Source organism: Heyndrickxia sp. FSL W8-0496 (assembly GCF_038007825.1).
Taxonomy (GTDB): Bacteria; Bacillota; Bacilli; order Bacillales; family Bacillaceae_C; genus Heyndrickxia; species Heyndrickxia oleronia.
The window spans coordinates 1,128,626-1,150,084 of sequence record NZ_JBBOXX010000001.1; the positions used below are offsets into that span (position 1 = coordinate 1,128,626).

A 21,459-nucleotide genomic window follows, 5' to 3' on the forward strand; every position below is an offset into this window, starting at 1 on the left:
GAACCTATTAGATTGAGGTGACATGATAGTGACACTCTTTTTGAATAACGATATACGTAATCAGCATCTATTACAAAGAAATCGCCTAAGTCCAAGAGCCCATTTTATTTCATTTTCTAATGTGAAAGATGCTTTAACCACTTATCCAGACATGGCTTCTTCGAAAAAATTATTAAATGGAAAATGGGATTTTTTTTATGCGGAGCATCCCACAATGATTCCAAAGAGTTTTTACCAAAAGGGGTATGATAGTTCGCAATGGGATAAGATTCAAGTTCCTGGCGTTTGGCAGCTTCAAGGCTATGGAAGACCGCATTATTCGGATCTATATTATCCATTTCCAGTGCATCCTCCCCATGTACCTACAAAGAATCCTACAGGCTGCTATCGAAGAACCTTTTATATTCCAACGGATTGGGATGGTCAAAATATTCATCTCCGATTTGAAGGGGTAGATAGCTCCTTTCATGTATGGGTGAATGGCCATGAAGTAGGTTATAGTCAAGGAAGCCGTTTGACCTCTGAATTTGATATTACCCCATTTATATCGGAGGGCATGAATAGCATAGCTGTTCAAGTTTACCAATGGTGTGATGGGTCATACCTAGAGGATCAGGATATGTGGTGGTTTAGTGGAATTTTCCGAGATGTATATTTACTAGCTATACCTCAACAACATATCTATGATTTTTATGTAACAACAGACTTAGATGAACAATATGACAATGCCTCTTTAGATATACGGGCATCGATTAGAAATACCGGTGAACAGGAAGAAAGACTATCGTTATCTTACCAGTTACTAGATAAGAAAGAATGTGTAGCTGCTGGGGAATCTTCAATACAATTGGTGAAGGCGGATTCGTCCATCTCAATCAGTGTCAAACAACCTGTCACTTCACCGCGTAAATGGTCTGCAGAGGATCCTAATTTATATACCTTGCTCTTAATCTTGAAAAATAGTCATGGGAAAACAATAGAAGTGATTCCTTACCGTGTTGGATTCAGATCTATTGAAATTAAAGATGGTCTATTAAAAATAAATGGGACGACGATTTTGTTTAAAGGTGTTAATCGTCATGATCATGATCCGGATACCGGGCGAACAGTTTCATATGAGACAATGAAAAAAGATATTATCATGATGAAGCAATTTAATATTAATGCTGTTCGTACAGCACATTATCCGAATGATCCAAGATTTTACGAATTATGTGATGAGTACGGTCTATATGTCATTGATGAAACAGATTTAGAGACTCATGGATTCGAATTATTAGGAAATGAGAATCAGTTAAGTGATGATCCAAGCTGGGAGACGGCTTACGTGGAGAGAGTCGAGCGAATGGTAGAACGTGATAAGAATCATCCATGTATTATTATGTGGTCGCTTGGCAATGAATCGGGATTTGGTCGTAATTTTGAAGCGATGTATAAACGATGTAAAGAAATCGATCCTACTAGAATTGTTCATTACGAAGGAGACCGAGAAACAAAAGCAACGGATATTTATAGTACAATGTATTCTTCGGTCGATCGAATTCTCGATTTTGCTAAAGCCGATAATTGGAATAAACCTCATATCTTATGCGAATTTGCCCATGCGATGGGGAATGGACCTGGTGGATTAAAGGAATATTGGGATGCTTTTTATCAATTTGATCGCTTGCAGGGTGGCTTTGTATGGGAATGGATCGATCATGGGTTACGCCAATTCACGCCAGAAGGAGATATGTATTTTGCCTATGGTGGAGATTTCGGAGATGAACCAAATAATAGTAATTTTTGTTTAGATGGATTAGTAAATTCTGAAAGGGTGCCATCTCCAGGACTGTATCAATATAAAAAGATCATCGAACCAGTGAGTGTAAAAGTTGTCGATGTAAAAGAAGGAATCTTTCAATTAGAGAATCGTTATAATTTCTTATCACTCGACCATTTAGAGTGTAGTTGGAGAATCGAAGGTAATGGTGATTTCGTTGCAAGTGGAACAGTCGAATTGCCATATATTTGTGCAAGTTCAATAGGAGAGATCCGTCTTCCAATCAGACATATCGAGAAACTAGAGAATGTAGATTATAAACTGAATCTATTGTTTTCATTAAAATTAGATACAAAATGGGCGAAAAAAGGACATGAAATTGCTTGGGCCCAAATTGATTTGCCTAATGAGAAATTGGATGAAATCAAGCAGATGCCATCCTCGTTAGAACCTATTTTTATAAATGATCATTCAAACATTTTAGTCATTCATGGTTATGAATTTGAGATACAATTCTCAAAAATTGATGGAAGAATAATTTCCTGGATTTCAAATGAACAATCAATGATGGAGAAAGGGCCAAGATTGAATTTTTGGCGTGCCATGACAGATAATGAAATGTATATGGTGAAAAAGTGGAAAGAAGCATATTTACACATGCTCGTGCACGATGTTAAGAAAATAGATTATGATCAGTTAGATGCTTCAACCATCAAAATTCGTGTGGAAGAAACAATTTCTCCATTAGTAACTGGATGGGGGGTAGAATGTTCATACGAATACATCATCCAAGGGAATGGTTTAGTTCAATTAGCTATCAGTGGTAAGCCCTTTGGGAAACTACCTGATACGTGGCCAAAAGTTGGACTGGAAATGCAACTACCGTCTGATTTTCATCATGTAAGCTGGTATGGAAGAGGACCACTTGAAAATTACCCAGATAGTAAGGAAGCCTGTAGGATAGGGCATTATCGCAAAACAGTAGATGAATTATTTTATCCTTATGAATTTCCACAGGAAAATGGAAATAGAAGCGATGTAAAATGGGTGAGTTTCCATAATGGAAATCATCTCGGATTGTTAGCGGTTGGGGAGCAAGACATGAATTTTAGTGCTCATTATTTTACTAAAGAGGATATTGATGAAGCGAAGCATCATTATCAATTAAAAAAACGTGATTTTATTAATTTAAATATAGATTATCAATTAAATGGGTTAGGCAGTAACAGTTGTGGTCCGGGCCCATTACCTAAGTATCAGCTAAATCCGGTAGCATTTCAATTTAATGTCACATTCACTCCGTTTTATGGTAATGAGGAAATTGGGAAATATCTGAGTAATCGGATAAAATAAGTAGTGGGACTGTCTGAATTCAAAGTGTCAGACAGTCCCTATTTTTATTTAGGTAAAGTTTTAACATATATAAATTAGTAAAGCCTGATCTTTTTATGGAGAAAAGAGCTACAAATTTCATAAAAACAGCTTTTATTTATAAATGTAAATAGGTATGTTTATGGAAGGCGTCCCTGCAGCATATGGGGCTATTTCATATTCTTGGAAAACAAGACCTATCCCTTCTTTTGTATAATTGAAGGAAGTATCCTTATTAATTGTAAAATCATTAGTAGTAGGATCGAAAAACAAGTCTGGATGCTTTAGCATATAATCGGAAACATATTTTTTTACTTTTTGATAGGATTTTTTTGATTTTAGCACATCATTTAATGTGATTTTGTAACCAGATGAAATGTTGAAATTATAAGAAGTAACGACGCTCATCCCATGAGCTCCACCCGTATATGAGTCATCATATAGTAAAATACTTAACACACCCCCAGCATTATATTTTACTTCATATCTAGTGTTTAAAGTAAAGTTACAAGAGGAAGGATTTTCTTTACAGAAATCCTCATTTTTTACTTCTTTTTCATTTTCTTTTAATTGAAGATAAGACTGATACGAATGTTCCACATGTGAGGTGAGTACAGCATTAATCTTTTTTTGTGCTGTATTATTTTTTAAACCAGATACTCGGGGATAGATTAAAAATGATTTTCCTTTATAAAGTGTGTCGGTGATTTTTACCTTTGAAGATGCGGCACTGGATTTGTTAGCGAGAGAAGATGTGAAAAAGGCCAAAGGAAAGATAAGCAAAAGGCTCAATACAATCTTAAAAAAATTAGATTTTCCCATTCAATCAACCTCCTAAAAGTTTATTACCTCCATATTATACAGTGAATTATTGCTTTTAAAAAGAAGGTCTGTTTTCGTATAGTTTGTTGCTTTTGTAAAAGCCTAACTACCGGCTTTTACTCCCAATAAAGGATTCTAGCGGTTCTTATGGAGATTGTAGCTCTTTTCTCTGTATAATGAAACGTGTAGCGATCCACAGTTGATATTTATTTGTAATAACTTTACTTAAATAGCAACAATGTTTGAGAAAAGAGCCAAAAGAAAAGTAAATAATAAATTCTGAATACTCCGACCTTTATAAAATGATAAGATGTCGAAATAAATAGTGTTGACTTAGGTAAGGGTAGTATAGTACGATTTAAATCGTAACAATTACGATTTGACTTCTATACATATCCATATATACTGATATACACTTTCAATTGTTTACATATTTCAACGAAAATATCTGATCACTGAGTGTTAAGGATAAAATATAAGACTTAAATCGTAATGATTACAATTTATAGTTAGGAGGTCTAGATGTGAATGATAGCAAAATACCTGTCACGGTTTTAAGCGGATACTTAGGGGCTGGGAAAACGACTATTTTAAATCATATTTTAAGAAATCGTGAAGGCTTAAAGGTCGCTGTTATTGTTAACGATATGAGCGAAATAAATGTGGATGCTGAGCTAATAAAGCAAGGTGGTGGTATACGGAGAACAGAGGAAAAGTTAGTCGAGTTATCGAATGGCTGCATTTGCTGTACATTAAGAGAGGATTTATTAATAGAAGTGCAGAAACTTGCTAGCCAGGGGGATATTGATTATATCCTGATTGAATCAACTGGCATCAGTGAACCAATCCCGGTTGCCCAAACATTTTCATATATAGATGACCAATTAGGGATCGATCTGTCAAATGTTTGTAGGCTAGATACGATGGTTACTGTCGTGGATGCAAATCGTTTTTGGCATGATCTTTCTTCTGGAGAGTCATTGCTAGAGAGAAATCAAGCAATGGGGGAAGGGGATATAAGAACAATCTCTGATTTACTTATTGATCAGATAGAATTCTGTAATGTTTTAGTCATCAATAAATGTGACCTGCTTCCAGAAGAACAATTAGTCCAACTTGAATGTATATTGAGAAAACTTCAGCCCGAAGCAAGGTTGATTCGGTCAATGAATGGAGTAATCAATCCGATAGATATTTTAAATACGAACCTGTTTGACTTTGATCTTGCTAGTCAATCTGCAGGGTGGTTAAAAGAATTGGAAGTAGTTGAACATGTACCGGAAACGGAGGAATATGGAATACAATCATTCGTTTACCGTAGTCGAATCCCTTTTCATACAGAAAGGTTAAATCAATGGATCGAGGAAATGCCAGAGGAAATTATTCGTGCAAAAGGTCTAATTTGGTGTGCGACAAGAAATGATCTGGCATTATTATTATCCCAGGCTGGACCATCAGTACAACTTGAGCCTGTGGCTTACTGGGTGGCCGCATTACCGAAAGAACAACAAGACGTTTATCTAAGGGACAATCAAGAATTAATGGAACAATGGGATGCAATATACGGTGATCGGAAGACAGAGCTAGTGCTAATTGGAATAGAAATGGAAAAAGAGCGAATTATTCAATCGTTAAATCAATGCTTATTAACGAAGGAAGAAATGGAAGGGGACTGGAGTTTGCTTCAAGACCCATTTGAATGGTTAATCAATTGATGATCTTTCGATCTTAAATCGTAATAATTCTTTTTTATATTAATTAAGGAGGAAATATGCATGGCAAAAAAGTCAAAAATCGTTAAGGAGCAAAAGAGACAAGCGCTAGTAGCTAAGTATGCTGAAAAAAGAAAGGAATTGAAGGAAAAAGGTGATTATCGAGCATTAAGTAAATTACCTAGAGATTCCTCCCCAACACGACGTACTTATCGATGTGAGGTAACTGGTCGCCCAAGAGGGGTATTAAGAAAGTTTAAAATGTCACGAATCATTTTCCGGGAACTTGCTCATAAAGGTCAAATTCCCGGAGTAAAAAAATCATCGTGGTAATTGTGTAATTTAAAATATGGAGGCAGAAATATGAGAGTGAAAATAACATTAGCGTGCACGGAAACCGGGGAGAGAAATTATATAACAACGAAAAACAAGCGACAACATCCTGACCGGTTAGAATTAATGAAATATTGTCCGCGCTTAAAGAGGCGCACATTGCATAGAGAGACAAAATAAAGAGAAAACAAAATTTCAAAAAAGAGGAGAAACGTGAATAATGAACCGTATACAAATAAAATCAATCCTGATGCTAGTTGTTGCGATCATTCTAATGGTCGGTTGCGGAAAAGTGACAGGATCATCAAATACAAAATCAAAAAAAGATGCATTAAACGATAAAATAAAAGTGATCGCTACATTTTATCCAATGTATGAATTTACAAAACAAATTGCCGGTGATAAAGCAGATGTGCAATTACTAATTCCATCTACCATTGAACCTCATGATTGGGAACCAACTCCAAAAGATATGGCGAATATTCAAAAGGCAGATGTATTTATATTTAATAGTGAATATATGGAAAGCTGGGTGCCTAGTATCCGTAAAAGTATCTCCAATAATAATGTAGATTTTGTTGAGGCAAGTAAAGGTATTACACTGAAGAAGGGCGTTGAAGAGGAAGAACATGAGCATGACCATGATCATGGGGATCACGATCATGAGGGAGATACAAATGCTCATGATTCTAACGAGGAACATGAGCATCATCATCATCATGAATTTGACCCACATGTTTGGCTAAGTCCTGTGCTGGCACAACATGAAGTTAAAACTATTACAGAAGCTCTTATTAAAGCAGATCCCAAAAATAAAGAAGAGTATGAGAAAAATAGTGTTGCCTTTACTAAAAAATTAAAGAAACTAGACAGTGATTTCCGAGAAGGATTAAAGGATATTAAGCAAAAAGAGATAGTCACCCAACATGCCGCATTTGGCTATTTAACAAATGAGTATGGACTAATCCAAGTACCGATTGCTGGATTATCTCCCGATATCGAACCTAGTGCCGCAAAAATGAAAGAGATTAAGGATTTTTCTAAGAAAAATAATGTAAAGGTCATTTATTTTGAAGAACTTGCCTCTCCTAAGGTTGCTGAAACTCTTGCTAATGAAATTGGTGCTAAAACAGAAGTTCTAAATACGTTAGAAGGTTTAAGTAAGGAGGATCAGGAAAATGGATTTGACTATATTAAAGTGATGGAAAAGAATTTACAAACATTACTAAAATACCAAGAATAATTTGATAGGGTTGTCAAAAAGACAACCCTATCAAATTATCATCTTAGAATACAGTATATACATTGTTCAAGGAAGCTTTAAAAAGAAATAAGTTTAAACAAAAAAATGCAGACACCTTCACTGTCAGCCTGCATTTATTTGTTTTCGAAACTAATTTAAAGGGCTATTTGATCAATGGATGGTCTAAGCACACCTTGAATATATTCTTTGCCTGAGTATAGTTGCCCATTCATCGCTCGGAACATAAGGTGTTCCTCAGTGAATTCAGTTGGTGATGATAGTCCTGCAGCACCTGCAAGATTAAATAGACCCTCGCGTGTTGAAACGACATAGTTGCAGACACGATACATTTTTTCTTCGACAACTAATGCTTTCTCACGATTTGGATCTGTCGTTGCGACGCCAACAGGACATGTATTTGAATGGCATGTTTGTGCCATGATGCAGCCTACTGAGATCATAAATGCTCTTGCTGTATTGATTAAATCGGCTCCTAAACATAGTGCATATGCCATTTTATCAGGAGTGATTAATTTACCTGAAGCTATAATTTTTACATGTTCACGAATTTTATATTTTTTTAGCAATTGGTGAACGATTGGAAGGGCGGTATACAGCGGTAATCCAGGTCCATCGGCTAGCTCCTGATAGGTTGCACCAGTTCCTCCTTCACCACCATCAACTGTAATAAAATCTGGATATTTACCTTCCGTTGCCATAGTTTTCACCATTTCTTCGACTTCATCACGGTTACCCACAACAATTTTCATCCCGACTGGTTTTCCACCAATATCTCTTAATTGAGTGATAAAATCTAATAACCCTTTTGTATCATGAAATTGGCGGAATCGATTCGGACTATCTATTGTTGTCCACGGTGGCACACTTCGAATTTCCGCAATTTCGGGAGTCACTTTTTCCGCTTCTACATGTCCTCCACGTATTTTGGCACCTTGAGCAAGCTTTAATTCAAAAGCTTTTACTTGTTCGATTTCGCTTTTTTCCTTAAAACGTTCCCATGAGAATTCACCATCTTCGGTCCGGTAGCCAAATAATCCAGGGCCGATTTGAGCGATGATATCGACATTACCTTTTTGATGGTGAGAGGAAAGACCTCCTTCACCAGTATTCATCCATGTACCACCAGCCAATGAAAGTCCTTTTGAAAGAGCGGTAATTGCATTTTTTCCAAGTGAGCCGTAACTCATTGCGGACTGGCCAATTAGTCCCTTCACATAAAACGGTTTTTTACACTGATCTTTTCCAATGATGATTTGATCATCATCAGATAATAAATAAGGATCAATATCAGCCTTTTCGGAATGCTCTTTTCGACTCATTAGTTTTTCGTTATCGATTTTATATAAATAAGTTGAAATTTTCGGACTTTGATTGATGCGCAAATCCTCTCTTTGTTTTGGAAACATTGCATTTCTTATATAAAAGCCAGATTCCTCGAAATTGCGTTGTGATCCAAAAGAGGTAATTCTTTGCTTATACTTTCCTGATTTCACGACACCCTCATATTGGTTACGTGAAAAAGGCTTTCCTTCATCATTATTTAAAAATAAATATTGTCTTAATTCAGGTCCAATTTTTTCTACAATATAACGAACCCGACCAAGAACAGGGTAATTTCGTAAAACTGCATGTTCTTTCTGCCGTGCATCACGATAGGAAATTAAAAAATAAAAACCTAGAGGCAAAATAAAAACTGCTAACATTAGAATGAAAATAATGACGATCATTGCTTGTGTCCACCCCATCTTACCACCATCCCTTAAATAGAAGTCTTTCAAACTAACTAAAACATAAACAATACTACAACTGCAAGTAAAAAAATTCCAAATGATCGACTTCATTTATGGATAGTTATGAAGGAGGATTATGCAGAGAGTGGTCTATTAAGAGGGCAGCCCTTTTAATAGACCACCGCCTACATGTGGTACGTGAATATGCCCGACATATTATGAAAAAAAACCTTTCCAGAAAATGTTTAGAATGTTTTCTGATGTCTCTTCTATTGAAGAAAAAATCGGAGTCCCATAGGGGAGTTTATAATTCCCAACTTTAATAAGGGCAAGGTAGGATTGTGTCGCAAATGTGACGTTTACCTTTGGTATTTCTCCATTATCAACGGCAAGCTGGAGAGCATCTTGAATCCCTTCATACATTTTATGCTCAACCATTCTCATTTCAAGAATTTGTTCATCGGAGAGATCTGTTTTTGATTCACGCATAAATGCTTCAAGATCGAGAGTGGTTGTTGCTTGCAAGTGGGCGGTCGTTACATCTAAAAGTCTTTCAAATAAAGGCTTATCTGATGTCATCAACAAGTCAATACGACATTTTATACGTTCCATTAAAGAAACAATTGATTCCTTGTAGAGCTCTGCCTTTGAGTCAAAATAATAATAAACGGTTGCTTTTGTTACTCCAGCATTCATTGCAACATCGTCAATTGAAACCTTTTGAAATCCACTTTCAAGAAACAAACGAGCAGCAGTTTCCAAGATCAATTCATTTCTAGGCTTTTCAAGATGATTCGTTTTTGGTCTACCAAGTGGTCGTCCATTTTTTTTAATTTCCATAATAATGCCTCCAAAAAAATATTTATAAATAAATTTTACGTTTTCTTTGATAATTAACTGACCGGTATATATAATTAATTATAGCATAAATTCCATTTTGAAATAAATGGAAGGGAGAATAAAGATGAAAAACTTATTAATTAGATTTGTTGAGTCTAGCGCAAGCCGAAAAGGGAGATGGATCACGCTCGCGATCTGGGTTATCTTGGTTGGCGTATTGTCATCCACATTACCTATTGTAAACAAAGTGACTGATAACGGGGCAGAAAATCTACCTAATGACAAGATGTCGATTCAGGCAGAGGAAATTGCTAAGCAACAATTTCCGAATGAAACCGGAACCCCATTATTATTAGCATGGTACCGTGATGGAGGTCTCCAAGAAAAAGATTATCAGCTTATTCATGACTTATATAAAAAACTTGAAAAAGAGCCATTGTCTTTGCAAAATTTTATCCCTCCGTTAGGAAAGCTTCCACCACAGGCGCTTTCAGGAGCTACTTCAGAGGATGGTACTTCATTGGTAACGCCAATATTTATGAAAAAGGATGCTAGCACGGATGAATTAAAAGACACTTTGGAGGAGCTAAAAAAACAATTAACGAAATTGGATTCTCCTTCAATTTATAGTAAAAAGCTTCATGAAGCAGGATTACATGTTCGTTTTACTGGTCCTGTTGGGATTGCAACGGATGCTTCTGCATTGTTCAGTCAAGCAGATATTACATTATTAATTGCAACGGTTATATTAGTCATTGTACTACTTATTCTACTTTATCGTTCACCACTTTTAGCGATTGTACCGATCATTGGTGTGGGATTTGCCTATGGTGTAACAAGCCCTATTTTAGGATTTTTAGCGGAAAAAGGATTCATAACTGTTGACTCACAAGCTATTTCAATCATGACCGTTTTATTATTCGGAGCTGGAACGGATTATTGCTTATTTTTAGTATCAAAATATCGAGAATGTCTCCTTGAAGAAGAGGATAAATTTATTGCATTAAAAAATGCGATCAGACATTCTGGAGGAGCTATATTTGTGAGTGCAATTACAGTAGTTTTAAGTTTATGCACATTGCTCCTGGCGCAATTTGGCTCCTATCATCGATTTGCCGTGCCATTTAGTTTAGTTATTCTCATTATGGGGATGGCTGCGCTCACACTACTTCCGGCTTTACTTTCCATTCTTGGTAGAGCAGCATTCTTCCCGTTCATCCCAAGAACGGAGGAAATGAGGCGTCAATTGGAAAAGATTAAAGGGAAAAAAGTTCGAAGATACCATGCGCATAGTCGTTTAAGTAAGAACCTTGGCAAATGGGTAACTGGGAAGCCTTGGACGGTTATCATCCTTAGTGTAGTCATCCTAGGGGTCTTAGCTACTTTTGCACCAAAGATTCATTATACGCAAAATTTACTAGAATCATTTCCTAAGGACATGGCATCCCGTGAAGGGTTTGACATTATGGCCAATCATTTTTCTGAAGGAGAACTCGCACCTGTCCAAGTTATTGTGAATACAGAAGGAAAAGAGATTCATATAAAGGAAGAATTAAGTAAGCTGTCAATTGTCGACAGTATATCTGAACCGACGAAAGGGAAGGAAAATGAAAATTATTTATCCTTTGATGTGAATCTAAAGGCTAATCCATATGATGAAAAAGCAGTGGAGTCCATTCCAGAGATTACAAGGAAAGTAAAATCTGCATTAGTAGAGGCTGGAATAAAGCCAGATAACCACTATTGGATTGGAGGAGAAACCTCCTCTCTTTATGATACGGAATCAACAACAGCTCGAGATTTAAAAGTCATTGTACCAGTGGTTATTGCTATAATTGCTGTTTTGCTTTTAGCATATCTACGTTCTATTGTTGCTATGGTTTATTTAATCATCACCGTACTATTTTCTTATGTGGCAGCCTTGGGGGCAGGATGGTTAATTATCCATTATGGGATGGGAATTCCTGCAATTCAAGGACTAATTCCGTTGTATGCGTTCGTATTCCTGGTTGCATTAGGGGAAGATTATAATATTTTTATGATCTCAAGCATTTGGAAAAATCGCCGAACACAGTCACATAAGGTAGCAATTGCAAATGGGGTCAGTGAAACTAGTAGTGTCATTACATCCGCAGGACTCATTCTTGCAGGTACATTTGCCGTACTGGCAACACTCCCAATACAAGTTCTATTACAATTCGGCGTTATCACTGCCATTGGTGTGTTGCTAGATACCTTTGTTGTCCGCCCATTATTAGTTCCTGCAATCACAACGATTTTAGGACGTTATGCCTTTTGGCCAGGAAAACTATGGCAGGAAAAAGATATTAATAAAGTACAAGAAAAATAATATTCATAAAGAATACTCATTTTTAATAGCATGTAGAAAAGGGTTGTCTAGTAAAGGGTTTTCCCCCTTTGTGTTTTAGGCAATCCCTTTTTGTGTAAGAAAATATGATTTTTGAAGAGTGATAGAGAAATATAGATATAAAGGAGGTGAGACGATGTCACTATATTCACAGTATGAAAAGGCATTTTCTAATATCGCTAGGCCTTTTGCCTTTTTAGATTTGAATCATTTAGATGAAAATATCTTATTTGTTAAGGAGCACTTAGGGAATAAGCATATCCGAATTGCTACAAAATCTATACGTTCGGTCGAGGTTTTAAACTATATTGCTCAATCCTTCCCAACAAGTTCAGGGTGGATGACATATTCTGCAAAGGAAATCTTATTTTTAGCAAAAAAAGGATTTGATCATTTTTTAATGGGGTATCCCATTTTAGAAAGGGAAGACGTTGAACAATTGATTCCTTTTATTCGTGAAGGAAAAGAAATTGTTTGGATGGTTGATTCGATTGAAACATGGGAGTGGCTTCAAAAAATAGGAGAAGAACATGATATTATCCTTTTAATTTGCTTAGATATTAATGTATCAACTTCCTTTCCGTTTATTTATTTCGGAACAAAACGATCACCTCTTACGGAAGAAAAAGCACTGAAAGATTTATTGGAAAAAGGGATCAAACACAAGCGTACAAAGGTTGTTGGATTGATGGGGTATGAAGCACAAATTGCTGGAGTTGGCGACAAACCTCATGAAAAATGGAAAAGGGGCATCATTCCATTACTAAAAAGATCTTCAAGAACAAATATTTCACTATGGAGAAAAAAAGCAGTGGAAATAATTGAATCATATGTTGGAAAATTAAGGTTTGTTAATGGAGGGGGATCTGGAAGTTTACTCTGGACAGTAGAACAGAAGGAGATAACAGAAATCACAGTCGGTTCGGCCTTTTACTTTCCTGCGTTGTTTGACCAACATACATCATTGCCACTGAAATCGGCTGCAGGTTTTGGTCTTCGTGTTACAAGAAAACCAGAAGAGGGAGTTATCGTTTGTCACGGTGGGGGATATACAGCTTCGGGTGCATTGAGCATGGATAAATTGCCAACAGTTTATTTACCGGAAGGATTGGAATTTCTTCAAAATGAAGGACCAGGTGAAGTACAAACACCATTAAAAGCAAATGGTTTTATCCCTAAAATAGGAGATACGGTTTATTTCCGACATTCAAAAGCAGGAGAATTATGTGAGCGCTTTCAAGAACTTATTGTTTGTCGAGATGATAAATTAGATGGTAAATTTCGAACATATCGGGGTGAAGGGGAATGCTTTCTTTAAAAACGTTGCAATCGAAGAAACGATGGTCAAATTGGGCTGAAACCGCTCAAGGTCATTTTGAAGAATTTTTTACACCGGGAAATGTCGATGAAGTACAAACGATTGTTGCTAGTGCTTATAAAAGAAAAAAACGAATTCGAGTAATTGGGGCAAGTCATTCTTTTAGTTCGATCGCTTTACCTGAGGAGATATGTATGAGCTTAAATGAAATGCGGGGATTAGATGCGATTGATGTAGAGAAAGGGGAAGCAACATTTTGGGCAGGAACCTATTTATATGAAATCGGTCCTTTGCTTAAAGAACAGGGGTTTGCTTTGGAAAATATGGGAGATATTCAAGAACAAACCATTGCTGGAGCAGTTTCTACAGGGACACATGGAACGGGGATAACGTTAGGTTCTCTTTCCAGTCAAGTTGTAAAATGGGAATGGATTGATGGTACAGGCGCATATCATTCACATCGACGGGAAAGTACAGAGGATCCACTAGCCAATTCTCTACATATATCCTTAGGATTATTAGGGATTCTTGTTCGAGTCACATTAAAGGTTCTTCCATTATACAGTTTAAAGGTAACTACTTTTCGTGCAACAATTGAAGAAGGAATGACTAATTGGAAGAAGGATTTAACCCTTTTTCGTCATTTAGAGTGGTTTTGGTTTCCGGGAACAGATCTAATCCAAGTCAAACAAATGGCGCTTATTCCACCCGAACCACAGAAGAAATGGGAAAAAACGAAATCGACTATTAGTAAGAATGTTATTGAAAATCAAGCCTTCTATTTACTTTCAGAAATATGCCGACACAATCCTAAACGAACCCAATGGGCAAGTCAGCTATCTGCAAAAACCATTCCGAATCGTGTGGAGACAGGATATGGTTATGAATTATTTGCGACTCCTAGAAAAGTAAAATTTTATGAAAGTGAGATCGCCATCCCAATTGAACAATTTCTAGTGTGTTTGGAAGAGTTGAAGAAAGGGCTTGAAAAAAATCCATTTTTTGTTCATTTCCCAATCGAAATCCGTTTCGTAAAAGGAGAATTCGGCTATTTAAATCCAAACTATCAACAGGATTCCGCATTCCTCGCCTTTCATATGTATAAAGGTATGCCGTACGAGGCGTATTTCCGTTGGATATGGAATGTTATGGAAAAGTACAATGGCCGGCCACATTGGGGGAAAATGAATAATTTGACGAAGGAATCAGTGAAGAAAAATTACCCCGAATGGACGACATTTCTAGAAAAGCGCGAGACCTATGATCCAACAGGATTATATTTAAATAAATATTTTCGAGCACTCATTTAAGTGCTTAACACCATTTATGCAAATAACCGTATGAATTTAACGTGAAATGGATAAATGGTGCCTGACACCGACTAATTTAATTATTTAGTTTTTCGTATAGGTTTAAGAGCTGGCTGATTTCTTCGTCCGTTAGTTTTTGAACCAATTGTTTACGAAGGGTTTTGCCAGCTTCTTGTGCTTTGCTGAGGACTTTCCGGCCTTCATCTGTAATATCCAAATATAGGATACGTCTGTCATTTTCATCGCGCATTCGATTGGCAAATCCTTTTTTAATTAGTTTCTCAGACAAATGAGTGAGTGATGGAGGAGTTAAGCCTAATGAACGAGCAATATCTGATGGACGACTTTTCCCGTGTTTATTTAAATGATTGATGACTAAAATATGTGAAATTCCTAAATTTTCGCTGAACATTTGATTCCATTGAATGATTAATTGATTGGTGACTTGATCCATTTCGTGAATAAGCTCAAAAATGGTTTTATTTTTATCCATTATTTTCCTACTTCCTTTATATTTCCTATATTCTATTATAATAAGAAAACCCCTTTTTTAAAAAGAGGTTTTCTCCAATATACTGTTTATTGAGCATAAAATCCACCGTCAATAACAAGTTCTGCTCCTGTTATATAGGAAGACCTTAACGTAATTTAATGGACCCACCATCAACCATAAATGTTTGTCCAGTAATATAATCAGAATCATTACTTGCTAAGAAAACAGCCGTTCTTCCAATATCCCCTTCAGGATCACCTAAGCGACGAAGAGGGATCTTGTTAATCATTGCCTCGTACATTTCTGGATTGTTTTCTTTCCATGTTTGAACACCAGGAGTTGCAGCAATTGGTGAAATAAGATTGACATTAATATTATCTGGACCCCATTCATTTGCTGCTACACGTGAGATGGCACGTATCGCTTCTTTCGCTGCTGCATAAGAAGCTTGTGTGTGTTGACCTTCAAGCCCTGCACCTGATGCAAAGTTAATTACTTTTCCTTCGGTTTTCTTTAATTCATGGTAACAAGCTTGCATAAAATTAAAAGTTGGATAAAAGCCTGTCCCGAATGATAGATCGAAATGTTCCATAGTTGTTTCCATGAAAGGAACATTTTTTGATGCATGAGCATTATTGACTAATATGTCTAACCTTCCAAATTTCTCTACAACGGACTGAACAATCCCCGCAATATTTTCTTTTACAGAGATATCTTTAATAAATAAGGCTCCTTCAGTATATTGATTAACCTCAGCCAGTGTAGTTTCACCTGCACCTTCATTTATATCAACAATCGCAACATGTGCACCTTCTTTTGCCATAGCTAATGAAATCCCTCTACCAATTCCGGATGCTCCACCAGTTACGATGGCAACTTTTCCTGATAATCTCATTATGAACCCTCTTTCTGAAATAATTATTTAGACGTTTAAATATTTTACGTTTAAATAATATCACTTTCTTTTTTTTTTATCAAATTTAAAATTTAGCCTTTTTTTCAAACTTTGGTGCCAATTAAGAAAAGCTTTAATTAATAAATAGCAGTTGAAGAATGATGCACATTAATTTTCACTGAGAAAAGAGCCACAAATTCCATAAGAGCAGGCAGTGGGTTTTTAGAAAAGTAAGAAACGATACAAAAGTAGTCAAAAATTAAAAGGGATTGTCTATTAAAGGTTCTGTTCCCTTAATAGACAATCCTTTATATCTTCAAATACATCATTAATCTTATTTGTAGCGGATGAGTATGGAATCCTATCAAATTTTCCTTTTAATCACAAATAGAGTTAACATATCTTTTTAACACATTATTGATCTAGTTTTAATAAATTTGCTTCTAAAGCAACGGAAAATCCATCGAATGGTCCTAATTGAAAGATGCGAACAAAGGTTGGAATATAAAATAATGTTTTTTGTTCTTTTTCTGTTAGGTTATTGAGGAATAATGCTGAGCTCACATCATCTCCATCTTTGTTTTTGAAATAGGATGCTTCAGTTAGCACGAATTCTGTAGATCCCCCTTTTTTTCCTGTTCCTTTTTCAGTTTCTAGAACGGCATGAAGAAGGTCTGCCTTTTCTTTAGAAAGGCCACTACCTGTCTGGATGTGATACATGAGCATGGCATAATCACGAGTAGTTCCTTTAATTAAACGATCGGACCAGATTTTATCAATGGATGGACTAATCCGACCAAAGCCCGCTTTGTAGATTCCTTCTTTTAACTCATTATGAATCGTTGCTGCAAGTTGTGAGTACTCGTTGTCGTCCATGGCTTTTAACTTTTTCTCTATTTCAGCTGTTGATTGCTTTTTCTCCACTTTCAGCCAATTTCCAATAAACATGGCTGCAGTAAAATAGTATGGTTTCTCACTAAACGATAACCCTAGCCTTTTTTCCTCTAATGCAATAAACTCAAGTCCGATACGATCCATGAGATATTCCGTATTTGCATTTGAGCTATACTTAATCATTCCTTTAACCACTTCTTCAAGGGTTACCATCCCATCGCTAGTTTTTTCTTCTTTTTTTATTTCTTTTATCCATGCTGGATGTGCACCACCATCTGTATTCGGTGCATAGTACTTATCGAGTTCCTTTAATGGTATGAGCTCTTTCGAATTAAGGGCTTGAGTTGCTACTTTTTCCGCATATGCACTAGCAACGATAATTTTATAAGTGCTTGCTAATGGCATCGGCTGATCGCCGTTTTTTTCATAAATGATTTCTCCATTTTTTATAACTGTTAATGCACTTTTTTCTGGGTGATCGTTCACATAGCCTAGCATTTTTTCTGCAGGTTTGCCGAAAGCAAAATTATGGTACCAAGGCGTTAAAATGATGATAAAAAAAATCACGCCTAACGCTAAAATGCTTCCTATGCCAATTAGAATCCATTTTACTATCATTTTCAATTTACATCTCCTCCTACTGGCATCATACTTAATCAATCTTAAGACTGTAGAACGAGTACCTTACGATTACCTTAATTTTATAAAAAATTCCAGATTTCCCCTTAGAAATTTGATATGTTTATATAAAGGCTCTTTTCTCAAACATTGTTTCTGTATAAGTAAAGCTTTTAAAACTATCGATTGAAGACCGCTACATCATTTATTTTACGGAGAAAAGAGCTACTCGTTAAATCTTTTACAAAAGCAACAAACTATAAGAAAACAGCCTATATAAAAGACTAAATGGAAGGAGGGAACCTGTTTGTATCATTCCGTAATTCTTTTAGTGGATGATGAACGATCATTATTGAAATTATTACAAACGATCTTGCTGAAGGAAGGGTTTCAGCAATTGCTCCTAGCGACTTCAGCTGAAGAGGCGCTTGCCATTTGTCAAACGAATAAAGTCGATCTCATTTTATTAGATGTTATGCTACCAGGAAAAAGCGGTTTCGATATTTGTCCGATACTCCAAACATTAACGGATGCACCAATTCTCTTTCTTTCTGCTCGTTCCACTGATTCTGACAAATTAACTGGTTTTGCTTTAGGTGGCGATGATTATATTACGAAACCTTTTAATCCCATGGAGGTTGTCGCACGAGTTAAGGCAAGATTACGACGTGGGGATAATATCATTCATTCGAAAGTATATCGTTATAGGAGATTTGAGGTGGATGAATTACAAGGTGAACTTAGGGTGTTAGGGGAAGTTGTGACTTGTCCAAAGCAGGTGTTCCAACTCTTACTCTTTTTTTGTAAGCATCCTAATCAGTTATTTACGAAACAGCAATTATTTGAACGGGTATGGGGCTATTTTGAAAGCTTTGACGATAATACTGTGATGGTGCATATACGTAGGGTTCGCGAAAAAATTGAGGAAGATCCTAGTCGTCCCCAGTATTTATTAACAGTACGTGGACTTGGATATAAATTAGTGGGGGACTCGGAATGATTCACCGCCAACTCATGTTCCAGCTGTTGAAGCAGCTTTTGATTATCAGTGTTCTTTTTATTTGCATTATTGCACTTGTTATTTATTTCACTTTAAATTATATGAGCAAGCAATTACTGAAAGAAGACTTCCCCCAATATGGCTTTGAACATCTCTACCAATCGATTAGTAAAAAGAAGGATACCTATCATATTGAAAAGAAATTTCTAAAGCAGGTGGATGAACGAAACGGTTTTCTGCAATTAATTGATGAAAATGGTTATGTTTTATATGAGTATCGAGCACCAAGCGAATTACCTAATCGATATATTGGTGGTGAATTAGCTTCTTATTGGACTGGACTTATACCATCGCCGTATGATTTTTTGGTGTATAAGCAAGATAAGCCATTCATCCTTATTTACGGAGAGCCAAAGAAAGAAAACCAGCAAATTCAGCAGCTTCAACAGCGAGCAAAACAAATGAATAATCACCTCATTTTTCCGAGTAAGGAAAAAGAATGGTTAGAAAAGAGGCAGGCGATTGTTCAAGTTATTGATCAGAATGGGAAGGAAATAGCCCATTATGGAAAAACAGAAAAATTACAGAGCGCTTATACGGTAGAGGATCTTATTTTTAATATTGCTTATCCTAACCGATATTTTCATCAAATGACATTGTATTATGATCAAGCTAACAAACAAACCTGGCTTTTGCATTTACCGAATGAAACGGCTCCAGCTGGTCCTGAAAATATTTATTATGTATTGGCTATCATTGTAGCTTTAGGATTGATCGTCTGGATGGGTGTCGTTATATTTGCAGCGCTACAATATGGAAAGCGGATGGGGAAACCATTACTTGATCTGACGAGATCAGTGAATCAATTGGCTACTGGGGAATACAAAATAGATTTGATGGAAGCAGCTCAAAAGCAAAATAAAAATAAACGGATGCGTAAAGTGTATGACGAGCTTTTTCAATCAGTCAAAACTTTAGCAGCTACATTGAAGAAAAATAAGCAGCAAAGAGAACAGCTGGAAAGAGAGAGGGAAGAATGGATGGCAGGTATTTCCCATGATTTAAAAACCCCATTATCCTCAATAAAAGGATATGGACAAATTCTTTCCTCACCAGGCTATGATTGGGATCATAGTGAAGTAAAGGACTTTGCAAAAATTATTGTAGAAAAATCAAGCTATATGGAAGCTTTAATCCAAGACTTAACACTTACCTATGCAATAAAAAATAAGGCAATACCTATTCAAAAAGAACAAAAAGATGTCATAGAAATTGTAAGAAGAACGGTTGTGGAATCTATTAATCACTCTCCTGAATTAGGAAAACAGCTATCCTTTCAAACGAATTGTAAATCTTATAACATTGCGATCGATGAAAAATGGCTCGTTCGAATCCTTCAAAATCTTATTATGAATGCGATTATCCACAATCCCCCACATACAAATATAGAAGTAGGTGTCATGGGAAATAATGAAAAATTAGAGATCTATGTCAAAGATAACGGAGTCGGGATGAGGGAAGAAGCCATTCCCCAGCTATTTACGAAATATTTTCGCGGAACAAATACGGATGCCTCTCCACATGGAACTGGATTAGGCATGAGTATTGCAGGGCAGCTCGTTCAGTTACTAGGTGGATTGATTGTTGTAAACAGCAAGGAGAAGGTTGGAACAACGATTACCATTACATTTAAAGTTGAAGAAGGGGTGCGATATAAATGAGAATTTTAGTAATAGGCGCAGGTGCAATTGGAGGATATTTTGGTGGACGGTTAATGGAAAAAGGTGAGGATATTACATTCCTAGTTAGAGAAAATAGGTATCGTCAATTAACGGAGGGAGGGTTAGTTGTTAATAGTATTCATGGGGACATGAAACTGACACCAAAGCTTCTTCGCGACGGTGAAAGAGCTGATCCATTCGATGTCGTTTTACTTGCTACAAAGGCTTATCATTTAAACGGCGCAATTAAAAGTATGCGTCCATATATTGGTGAGGAAACAATGATTCTACCATTATTAAATGGAATAGCCCATATTGATAAATTAGTAGAGGAATTTGGGGAGAAGAGAATATTAGGTGGACTTTGTTTTATTGAAACAACATTAAATGAAAAGGGACATGTTGTACAAACTAGCCCGGTTCATCGCCTTGTTTTTGGTGAAAGAAATGGAGAAGAGACAGAAAGAATAAAAACACTTCAAACGGTTTTTGAAGGAACGAAGGGACAATTCGAATATAGCAAAAATATTAACCAATCAATGTGGGAAAAATATTTATTTATTGCTACTTTTTCGGGGATTACTACACTAATGAGAGCTCCGATTGGTCCTATTCGTAAAGCAATGTCAGGAAAACTATCAATCAAGCAAATTTGTCATGAAGTACAATCAATCATGCAATCGATGGGTGCACCAATCACATCAGCGAGCGGGAAAGCTACCCTTGAAAAAATTGCAGAATTGAATGCTGAAATGAAATCATCGATGCAACGGGACATGGAAAAAGGAATGGCAACAGAGGCAGACCACTTTTTTCGCTATCTTCTTGAACATGCCAATTTTATAGATAGCACTCCAATTCTTCACCTTATATTTACTAATTTGAAGGTGTACGAGAGTAGTATTTGAAAGCTGACAAATAATTAACATTTATTATGCAATCTTTTGTATGAAAAGTTATAGTGAAACTTTTTATCATCCTTATACGTATTAGTACAGTAAGAACTAT

General features: G+C 36.3%; 17 protein-coding genes. 11 read left to right on the top strand and 6 right to left on the bottom strand.

The features are described from left to right. The first annotated feature begins 22 nt into the window (after positions 1 to 22). Positions 23 to 3,115, top strand: coding sequence for a beta-galactosidase subunit alpha (ebgA, locus tag NST63_RS05675; RefSeq protein ID WP_445663895.1), 3,093 nt, complete (start codon positions 23 to 25; stop codon positions 3,113 to 3,115). 132 nt (positions 3,116 to 3,247) lie between these two features. Here the strand turns inward: ebgA and NST63_RS05680 are convergent, their stop codons facing one another. After that, positions 3,248 to 3,955 (bottom strand): DUF3298 and DUF4163 domain-containing protein, encoded by a 708-nt coding sequence (locus NST63_RS05680; RefSeq protein WP_341041553.1) that lies wholly within the window; start codon positions 3,953 to 3,955, stop codon positions 3,248 to 3,250. 524 nt (positions 3,956 to 4,479) lie between these two features. On the opposite strand from NST63_RS05680, the gene NST63_RS05685 reads away from it, so the two are divergent. From NST63_RS05685 to NST63_RS05700, 4 genes are read left to right on the top strand one after another with little or no spacing between them, the layout of a single operon-like run. Next, positions 4,480 to 5,670 carry a GTP-binding protein gene (locus NST63_RS05685; RefSeq protein WP_212944696.1) on the top strand — a complete coding sequence of 397 codons (1,191 nt, stop codon included), beginning with the start codon at positions 4,480 to 4,482 and terminating at the stop codon, positions 5,668 to 5,670. A gap of 60 nt (positions 5,671 to 5,730) precedes the next feature. Next, positions 5,731 to 6,000, top strand: coding sequence for a 30S ribosomal protein S14 (rpsN, locus tag NST63_RS05690; protein ID WP_180212082.1), 270 nt, complete (start codon positions 5,731 to 5,733; stop codon positions 5,998 to 6,000). 30 nt (positions 6,001 to 6,030) lie between these two features. Continuing rightward, complete coding sequence (gene rpmG, locus NST63_RS05695) at positions 6,031 to 6,180, top strand: 50S ribosomal protein L33 (RefSeq protein WP_071975086.1); 150 nt, start codon at positions 6,031 to 6,033, stop codon at positions 6,178 to 6,180. Positions 6,181 to 6,220: 40 nt separating this feature from the next. Continuing rightward, entirely contained in the window at positions 6,221 to 7,243 is a 1,023-nt protein-coding gene (locus NST63_RS05700) for a metal ABC transporter substrate-binding protein (RefSeq protein ID WP_445663896.1), read from the top strand. Between the two features lie 155 nt (positions 7,244 to 7,398). On the opposite strand, the gene NST63_RS05705 is transcribed toward NST63_RS05700, so the two are convergent. After that, positions 7,399 to 9,009, bottom strand: a complete 1,611-nt coding sequence (locus tag NST63_RS05705; RefSeq protein WP_212944695.1) for an FMN-binding glutamate synthase family protein — start codon at positions 9,007 to 9,009, stop codon at positions 7,399 to 7,401. A gap of 201 nt (positions 9,010 to 9,210) precedes the next feature. Next, on the bottom strand, positions 9,211 to 9,834 hold the full coding sequence (locus tag NST63_RS05710) for a TetR/AcrR family transcriptional regulator (RefSeq protein WP_341041556.1): 624 nt from the start codon (positions 9,832 to 9,834) through the stop codon (positions 9,211 to 9,213). A 124-nt stretch (positions 9,835 to 9,958) separates the two neighbouring features. Between NST63_RS05710 and NST63_RS05715 the strand changes: the two genes are divergently transcribed. From NST63_RS05715 to NST63_RS05725, 3 genes are all read left to right on the top strand, one after another. Further along, a complete protein-coding gene (locus NST63_RS05715; protein WP_341041557.1) occupies positions 9,959 to 12,184 on the top strand; it encodes an MMPL family transporter in 2,226 nt (741 codons plus the stop codon). Between the two features lie 154 nt (positions 12,185 to 12,338). After that, entirely contained in the window at positions 12,339 to 13,520 is a 1,182-nt protein-coding gene (locus NST63_RS05720; RefSeq protein WP_341041558.1) for an alanine racemase, read from the top strand. Beyond that, positions 13,508 to 14,830 carry a D-arabinono-1,4-lactone oxidase gene (locus tag NST63_RS05725; protein ID WP_341041559.1) on the top strand — a complete coding sequence of 441 codons (1,323 nt, stop codon included), beginning with the start codon at positions 13,508 to 13,510 and terminating at the stop codon, positions 14,828 to 14,830. Before NST63_RS05720 ends, NST63_RS05725 begins: the two co-directional genes overlap by 13 nt. 76 nt (positions 14,831 to 14,906) lie before the next feature. Here the strand turns inward: NST63_RS05725 and NST63_RS05730 are convergent, their stop codons facing one another. The 3 genes from NST63_RS05730 to NST63_RS05740 form a co-directional block, all read right to left on the bottom strand. Further along, entirely contained in the window at positions 14,907 to 15,323 is a 417-nt protein-coding gene (locus tag NST63_RS05730) for a MarR family winged helix-turn-helix transcriptional regulator (protein WP_212944691.1), read from the bottom strand. 145 nt (positions 15,324 to 15,468) lie between these two features. Beyond that, on the bottom strand, positions 15,469 to 16,218 hold the full coding sequence (locus tag NST63_RS05735) for an SDR family NAD(P)-dependent oxidoreductase (protein WP_212944690.1): 750 nt from the start codon (positions 16,216 to 16,218) through the stop codon (positions 15,469 to 15,471). Positions 16,219 to 16,632: 414 nt separating this feature from the next. Continuing rightward, positions 16,633 to 17,730, bottom strand: a complete 1,098-nt coding sequence (locus tag NST63_RS05740) for a serine hydrolase (RefSeq protein ID WP_341044153.1) — start codon at positions 17,728 to 17,730, stop codon at positions 16,633 to 16,635. 307 nt (positions 17,731 to 18,037) lie between these two features. Here NST63_RS05740 and NST63_RS05745 point away from each other — a divergent pair, with 307 nt between their 5' ends. From NST63_RS05745 to NST63_RS05755, 3 genes are read left to right on the top strand one after another with little or no spacing between them, the layout of a single operon-like run. Further along, a complete protein-coding gene (locus NST63_RS05745) occupies positions 18,038 to 18,730 on the top strand; it encodes a response regulator transcription factor (protein WP_341041560.1) in 693 nt (230 codons plus the stop codon). Continuing rightward, a complete protein-coding gene (locus NST63_RS05750; protein ID WP_341041561.1) occupies positions 18,727 to 20,451 on the top strand; it encodes a sensor histidine kinase in 1,725 nt (574 codons plus the stop codon). Before NST63_RS05745 ends, NST63_RS05750 begins: the two co-directional genes overlap by 4 nt. Beyond that, positions 20,448 to 21,359 carry a ketopantoate reductase family protein gene (locus tag NST63_RS05755; protein ID WP_341041562.1) on the top strand — a complete coding sequence of 304 codons (912 nt, stop codon included), beginning with the start codon at positions 20,448 to 20,450 and terminating at the stop codon, positions 21,357 to 21,359. Before NST63_RS05750 ends, NST63_RS05755 begins: the two co-directional genes overlap by 4 nt. Positions 21,360 to 21,459 lie beyond the last annotated feature (100 nt).